This window comes from Pectobacterium polonicum (assembly GCF_005497185.1).
Classification (GTDB): domain Bacteria; phylum Pseudomonadota; class Gammaproteobacteria; order Enterobacterales; family Enterobacteriaceae; genus Pectobacterium; species Pectobacterium polonicum.
This window is the reverse complement of the sequence record NZ_RJTN01000004.1, coordinates 320,376-327,178: the sequence shown is the minus strand read 5'-3', so window position 1 is coordinate 327,178 and position 6,803 is coordinate 320,376. Positions and strand designations below refer to the sequence as shown.

General features: G+C 53.2%; 5 protein-coding genes. 3 read left to right on the top strand and 2 right to left on the bottom strand.

Annotation, left to right across the window (positions count from 1 at the left end):
• Both EDI29_RS07635 and EDI29_RS07630 read left to right on the top strand, forming a co-directional pair.
• Positions 1-2,538 (top strand): calcium-binding protein (locus EDI29_RS07635; protein WP_193555647.1); only part of this gene is annotated, 2,538 nt, incomplete at its 5' end.
• Positions 2,539-2,599: 61 nt separating this feature from the next.
• Positions 2,600-2,944 (top strand): tryptophan synthase subunit beta, encoded by a 345-nt coding sequence (locus EDI29_RS07630; protein WP_137740407.1) that lies wholly within the window; start codon positions 2,600-2,602, stop codon positions 2,942-2,944.
• Positions 2,945-3,060: 116 nt separating this feature from the next.
• On the opposite strand, the gene lapD is transcribed toward EDI29_RS07630, so the two are convergent.
• Both lapD and lapG read right to left on the bottom strand, forming a co-directional pair.
• Positions 3,061-5,013, bottom strand: a complete 1,953-nt coding sequence (lapD, locus tag EDI29_RS07625; RefSeq protein ID WP_137740406.1) for a cyclic di-GMP receptor LapD — start codon at positions 5,011-5,013, stop codon at positions 3,061-3,063.
• Between the two features lie 9 nt (positions 5,014-5,022).
• A complete protein-coding gene (gene lapG / locus EDI29_RS07620; protein ID WP_137740405.1) occupies positions 5,023-5,712 on the bottom strand; it encodes a cysteine protease LapG in 690 nt (229 codons plus the stop codon).
• 147 nt (positions 5,713-5,859) lie between these two features.
• Here lapG and murQ point away from each other — a divergent pair, with 147 nt between their 5' ends.
• Positions 5,860-6,786 carry an N-acetylmuramic acid 6-phosphate etherase gene (gene murQ / locus EDI29_RS07615; RefSeq protein ID WP_137740404.1) on the top strand — a complete coding sequence of 309 codons (927 nt, stop codon included), beginning with the start codon at positions 5,860-5,862 and terminating at the stop codon, positions 6,784-6,786.
• Positions 6,787-6,803: the final 17 nt, after the last annotated feature.

The window sequence follows — 6,803 nt, the reverse complement described above, 5'->3', positions numbered from 1 at the left end:
GACGGCAACGGCGGGACGACGACCAGCACGGTGAGCATCGGGATCACCCCGGTGAATGATGCGCCGGTGAGCGCGGATCAGTCGATCACCACCAGAGAAGATACACCGGTCGGTGGCACCATCCGGGCGACCGATGTGGACGGCGATACGCTGCGCTATACGGTGAGCACGCAGCCGCAGCACGGCACGCTGACGCTGGACAGCGCCACCGGGCAGTACACTTATACGCCGGCGCAGGACTACAACGGCAACGATCGCTTTATCGTCACGGTGTCGGACGGCAACGGCGGGACCACCACCAGCACGGTGAGCATCGGGATCACCCCGGTGAATGATGCGCCGGTGACGGCGGACCAGTCGATCGTCACCAGAGAAGATACACCGGTCGGTGGCACCATCCGGGCGACCGATGTGGACGGCGATACGCTGCGCTATACGGTGAGCACGCAGCCGCAGCACGGCACGCTGACGCTGGACGGGGCGACCGGGCAATATACCTATACGCCGGCGCAGGACTACAACGGCAACGATCGCTTTATCGTCACGGTGTCGGACGGCAACGGCGGGACGACGACCAGCACGGTGAGCATCGGGATCACCCCGGTGAATGATGCGCCGGTGACGGCGGATCAGTCGATCACCACCAGGGAAGATACGCCGTTTGGTGGCACCATCAAGGCCACTGACGTGGATGGCGACACCCTGCGTTACAGCGTGAGCACACAGCCACAGCATGGCACGCTGACGCTGGATGGGGCGACAGGAAAATACACGTACACGCCTGCGGCTAACTTTAGCGGTAGCGATCGTTTTATCGTCACCGTTTCGGACGGCAAAGGGGGCACAACAGCTAGCACGGTTTCAGTCGGCATTACCCCAGTAGCCGATGCACCGGTAGTGAGCCTGAATACCACCGCCGGCACCACAACACCGACCTCTGCGGAAATCATCAAGGTGAATGGAGGAAGTGGGAAGTCCGGTGGGTTTGATGTGCAAGATGGGAAAATTGTTAAGATCGGCAGTGGCGTGCGCGTTTGGTTGACAGAGGGTGATACTGCGCCTACTGCTGCTAACCCTTCGGAACAGATTAAGTATTACGGCAAAGATAACGGCAATGGCAATCCTGGGGGATCGACAAGCTATGCTGACATTTTTGTTGTTCATTCCAAAAGTGGTTATTTCTACCGTCAGTCTGATTGGACTGAAGCACAGAAACAGTATAACCAGCTTGATTCTGTCCACGGGAATAGTCAGTCACAGTCGAGTAACCCAGGTAAAGATTATATCTTTGTGCAAAAAGAAGAGGGCTTTACCTATAAGGCTGAGAACTCGACGAATAATAGAAATAATAACTTCAACACACTGGATGGTGTAAAAGTCACCTATTCGGATGGAAAAGGACATTCGGGGTCTTTAATCAAGCAGGTAAGTAACCAGCTTGAAGGGGTGATCTATAGCGATGGTACGACGTATACTGCCGGAAATAGTGCGACGGTGGACAAAGTACCCGGTCAGGCGGGAAAACAGACCTATGTTCTCGATGTTTCTGCTGCATTGACCGACCGTGATGGTAGTGAAACGTTGTCAGGGATTCGGTTGACGGGGATTCCAACGGGCACGGTGCTGACTGACCAGATCAACAACGTGAAGTCTACCGTGGGTGCTGATGGTACTTACCTGATTCAAAATACGCACAATGCCCAAACGCTGGCCGGGAAGATTACGCTTGAGGTGCCAGGTGATGCCGGTAAATTGAATGTCGTTGCACAGGCGACATCGACAGAAATGGGCAACCACGATACGGCAACGGGCTATTCGGCGGAAGGCGCTGAGCAATATGGATTGAGTGTCGGATCGGCAGGTAACGAGACGATATCCGGTACATATAATGATGATGTCCTGTTCGGCGATGTCGTGTCGTTCCCTAACATCGACGGTAACGGTATCACGGCTTTACAAAACTACATCGGTAAGCAATTGGGTATGCAAACGGGTGTTCCGACGACAAAGGACATGCATAACTATATTGCGTCGCATAGCACGGAGTTTGATCTGTCGTCAGCCAAAGGGGGGAATGACATACTCAACGGCGGTGACGGGGATGATATCCTTTTCGGTCAGGGAGGAAATGATACCCTCTACGGTGGTGCAGGGAATGACTTGCTCTACGGTGGTAGCGGAGACGACATCCTGATCGGCGGTGCTGGAGGGGATACGCTCATCGGCGGAGCTGGGGCAGATACCTTTAAATGGCAGGCTGGCGACATCGGCAATGACGTAATCAAAGACTTTAATGCCAAAGAGGGCGATCGGATAGATTTAAGCGATCTGATTGGTGAGTTGGAGCAAGGAACCGATATCAGTCGCTATATTCGCATCACGGATAATCAGGGGTCTCCGGTCATTGAGGTGAGCACGGCGGGGAACTTTACGGCCAATAACGGCGGAACGGTTGCGGTGTCGATTACGTTGGAACATTATAACGGCGCATTACCATCGCTTGAAAGTTTGGTTAATAAACCGGAACAGTCCCACTGATGGAAAAGGCGGAGCCTGTCTAGGCTCCCTACTTTATCGAAAACGTAAAAGGTCTCTGAAAATGTTTTATATCCAGCGCGACAGTGATGGGCATCTAATAAAGGTAGAAAAGAGTCCTTTTTCTGACATGAATGGTGAACTGCCTGACGATTCGCGTGAGGCGTTGGCCTGGTTCCGGAGCCATCAGACGGCGATGTCCAGCTTGCAGCAACTACAGCAAAGCGATCTGGAAATGGTGCGCGTACTGGAAGATTTAATTCAGGTTTTGATCCAGAAAGGCGTAGTTAGTATTACCGATTTCCCTCAGGCAGCGCAGCTGAAGTTGATCAACCGCGCTCAGGCGCGCGAAGCGCTGAATGGTGGGCTGAACAAACTGATTGGCGATGATGAAGAAACGATGTTTTAAAGCGATCGTGTTCTAAGTAGATGGTGCTTTAGATAGATTATGTTTTAACGTCGATCCCGACTTCTCTCTGCAAGGGAGGAAGCCGGGGCGGCGAAATACCACTAGCCAAAATGGCGTCAAGCCTTGAGCGCTGGCATCGGTTCTCCCAGCAGTCGTCCCATTGCGCCCTGTAATCCCATTTCCTGAAGCACTTTCAGCTCACCTGCGGTTTCAACGCGTTCGGCGATAAGCGGTAGGGCAATGCTGTTGGTGGCACGATACAGTGCTTCGATAAACATTTGCTTATCGCTTTCCTGATCGATATTGCGGATGTAGCTGCCATCGACTTTCAGGTAAGCCAGCCCCCACTGGGACAAGTTGCCGATCATATTAAAGCGTCCACCAAAGTGCTGTAGCCCCAGCGCACAGCCATGCTCATTCAACAGCTTGATTAAGGCTTCCAACTGGACGCTATCTGGCAGTTGATTCTCATCCAGTTCCAAAATCAGCCGTCTGGCGACGTCTGGCTGATGCTTCAGCGGAGCAAGCAGATCGGCGAGTAGATGAAGATCCAAGACCGTGGTACCGGACAGGCTGAGTGCGAGGTTGCCATCGTGTTGGCGGAGGTAGTCCAGCACTTCGCGCAGCATGGTCTGATCCAGACGAGTATCCCAGCCGAAGCGTTGAATCCACGGCAGGAAACGGCCTGCTACGATGCTGTTTCCTTGCTCATCCTGAATACGAGCCAGTACTTTGTGATGTAATATCTGGCTGGGATCGTCACACGCGACAACGGGTTGCAGGAAAAGCTGTAAACGCTCCTGCTCAAGGATAGGATCGAGCAGGTTAAACCACATATAACGATCGGTTTCGACCTGTTCGGCACTGACCGACGGAATGGCGTGAGTGGCGGTAGTATCGGTATCGCTTTCGGCCCGAGTGAGCGCCTGATCGCCCTGAATAAACAGGGATTGCGCGGTGTCGCCGGGGCGGAAGGGCACCATGCCGAATTGAGCGACAGGAGAAACATCGGTTTCACCTGTCAGATGTAGGGTTTCGATGTTGCGTGTCAGTTCGCCAATCAGCGCATAGGCTTCTTTATCGACCAATCCAGGACAGAACAGCGCAAACTCTCCACCGCGAATGCGTGCCAAGAGACTCTCCGTATTCGTGTGCTGTTTTTGCGTTTTGCGCAGGATATGGCCGACAGAGGCTAATAGCGCATCGGTACGCTGGCCACCCAACCGCTGGTTCATGCCCGCCAAATCCTGTACGCGAATCATAATAAGAAAGCCGGGGGCAGTTTCTTCATCGGCTAGCTTGTCGTTGAATTGCATATCAAATGCACGGCGGTTATTTAGCCCGGTTTGTGGATCTTGATAAGCTTCCTGACGTAAGCGCTCGCTTCGCTCTGCTTCCTCTTCAAACAGCGTCTTGAGTTTGCTGACCATCAGGTTCATTGCCTGCGCGACGCGGCGGAATTCTGGCGTATTGGGTAAATCCGGCTGGCTAAGGAATTCACGACGGGTAATTGCCAGCGATTGATCGACAATATAATCGAGCGGACGTAGCTGGCGGCGCAGGAATAGCGCGCCGATGAGCACGCCCAGCGTGCCGCAGCCAAGCAGCCACAGGAAGGTAGCCGTACTGCTACGCCACAGCCGGGTTACGGCGAACATCGGGTGGCTGACCACTTCGACTTTTGCTGCCTGTTCCCAACCTCGCATCACAATGGCTTCGCCGGCGCCGGGCTGAAGATCCACTAATCGGACAAACCAGAGCGGTACGTCAGGGATATCCGGCGAGGCGGTGCGTTCCAGCGTGACGCTGCCGGTTTTTAAATCTCGCACGCGAATACTGGAAAAATAGCCGCTGTCGAAAATTGAGCTGACCATCAGCTCCACCATCGCCGGGTCATCAATATTCGGCGTCAGGGAAAGCCCAAGTGCAGTAGCGGCATCCTGTGCATGAGAGTGAAGCTGGTTATTGTATTGTTCGCGCGAATTTTCCAGGCTGACGAAGAAACTCCCGCTGAAAATGATTAGCACGAACAGGCAGATGGCTATCAGTAATTGTTTGTATAAAGACATAGCCTACCTTTACTCCTCAATTGAAAACCCTTCGGCACGCATTTTGGTTAATACATCCTGCCAGCGTGAAAGTCGTTTACTGTCACCGACGCGTTTATTGCTGCCGCTTGCTCCCGGCAGCCAGAGACCACCGCCGTTAAAGGCATACACCGGCACTAAATCGTTGCGCTCTGTCGCAGGTTGGATCTTATCGGTCAGATTATCCAGCACCAGCGGAATCGAGGTTGGTGTGGGGTAATAGGTAACCACCATATGCGCTTTATTCAGGCGCAGGGCTTTAACATAAGTGATGCGCAATTTGTCCGCAGAGACGCCTAAATGACGCAGCGTAAAATACTTGGCAAGCGCATAATCCTCACAGTCTCCAGCGCCTTTACGCAGCGCTTCAATCGGTGTTGCCCAGTAATCTTCCTGATTCCAGACGACAATATCATCGCGAAACAGCATACGATCGTTGAAAAACTGATTCACGATACTCAGCAGCGCTTTTTCGTCTTTATTGCGGGAATTCACCAACAGCGTCTGCCATTCATTTATCCGACGGCGAGCATCGGGCGTTGCCGGGCCATAAAGCTGCTCGGTTCGCTGATTAATGGTAATAAAATCCCAGTCCGCACGTAGAGAACCCGCCAGCAGAAACAGCAGACAGCTAATAAAGAACAGCGTGTAACTGGAGATCTTGAACCCGGAGAGTCGCACTGAGGTTTCTCTGTTTACCTTGCGAGATGAATGTGGAGAGTGAATTCGATGCTACGATGCAGAATAGCTTACTTTTTCAGAGCTCCAAAGCGATTATAGTGGTGAAAATCGTTGAAAGAACGCTGGCATAAGGCATGAGGTATCAGAATGAGTTCAGACAGGATGGATAGAGAGCATCTTAATTTAGGAAAACTGGTTTCTGAAACCCGTAATCCAGCAACAATGTCGCTGGATCAGTTCTCTACGCTGGAGATGATGCACGCCTTTAATCAGGAGGATCGGAAAGTGCCTGAAGCGATTGCGCTGGTTTTACCCGCGATCGCCGAGGCAGTCGATCTGGCTACGGCCTCATTACAGGTGGGGGGACGACTGATCTACCTGGGAGCCGGTACTAGTGGCCGTTTGGGGGTGCTGGATGCATCGGAATGTCCGCCGACGTTTGGTGTGCCGCACGGGCTGGTTATCGGTCTGATTGCTGGCGGGCCGGGCGCGTTGCTTAAGGCGGTAGAAGGTGCGGAAGACGATGCTGCACTGGGTGAGGCTGATTTAAAAGCGCTGGGTTTAACCGCCGCTGATATGGTGATTGGTCTTGCGGCATCGGGTCGGACGCCGTATGTGATGGGTGCATTGCGCTATGCGCGTCATGTAGGTTGCCGGACGGCGGCAATCTCTTGTAACCCAGACTCCCCGATCGCACAGGAAGCGCAGGTGGCGATATCTCCCGTGGTCGGCCCGGAAGCGTTAACAGGCTCAACGCGACTGAAGTCGGGAACGGCGCAAAAATTAGTCCTGAATATGATTTCTACTGGCGTAATGGTTAAGCTGGGGAAGGTGTACCAAAATTTGATGGTCGATGTGAAGGCGACCAATGTGAAGCTGTTGGATCGGGCTTGCCGTATCGTGATGGAAGCGACGGGCGCAAAGCAGGATACGGCTCGGCAGGTGCTGGTACAGGCCGATAATGACGTCAAGCCTGCGATTCTGATGCTTCTGGCTAATATTGATGTGGAGACGGCGCGTGAACGCCTGAAGCAGCACAACGGCTATCTGCGTGAGGCGCTGATTAGCGGATAAGACTATTTTGGTGTAAG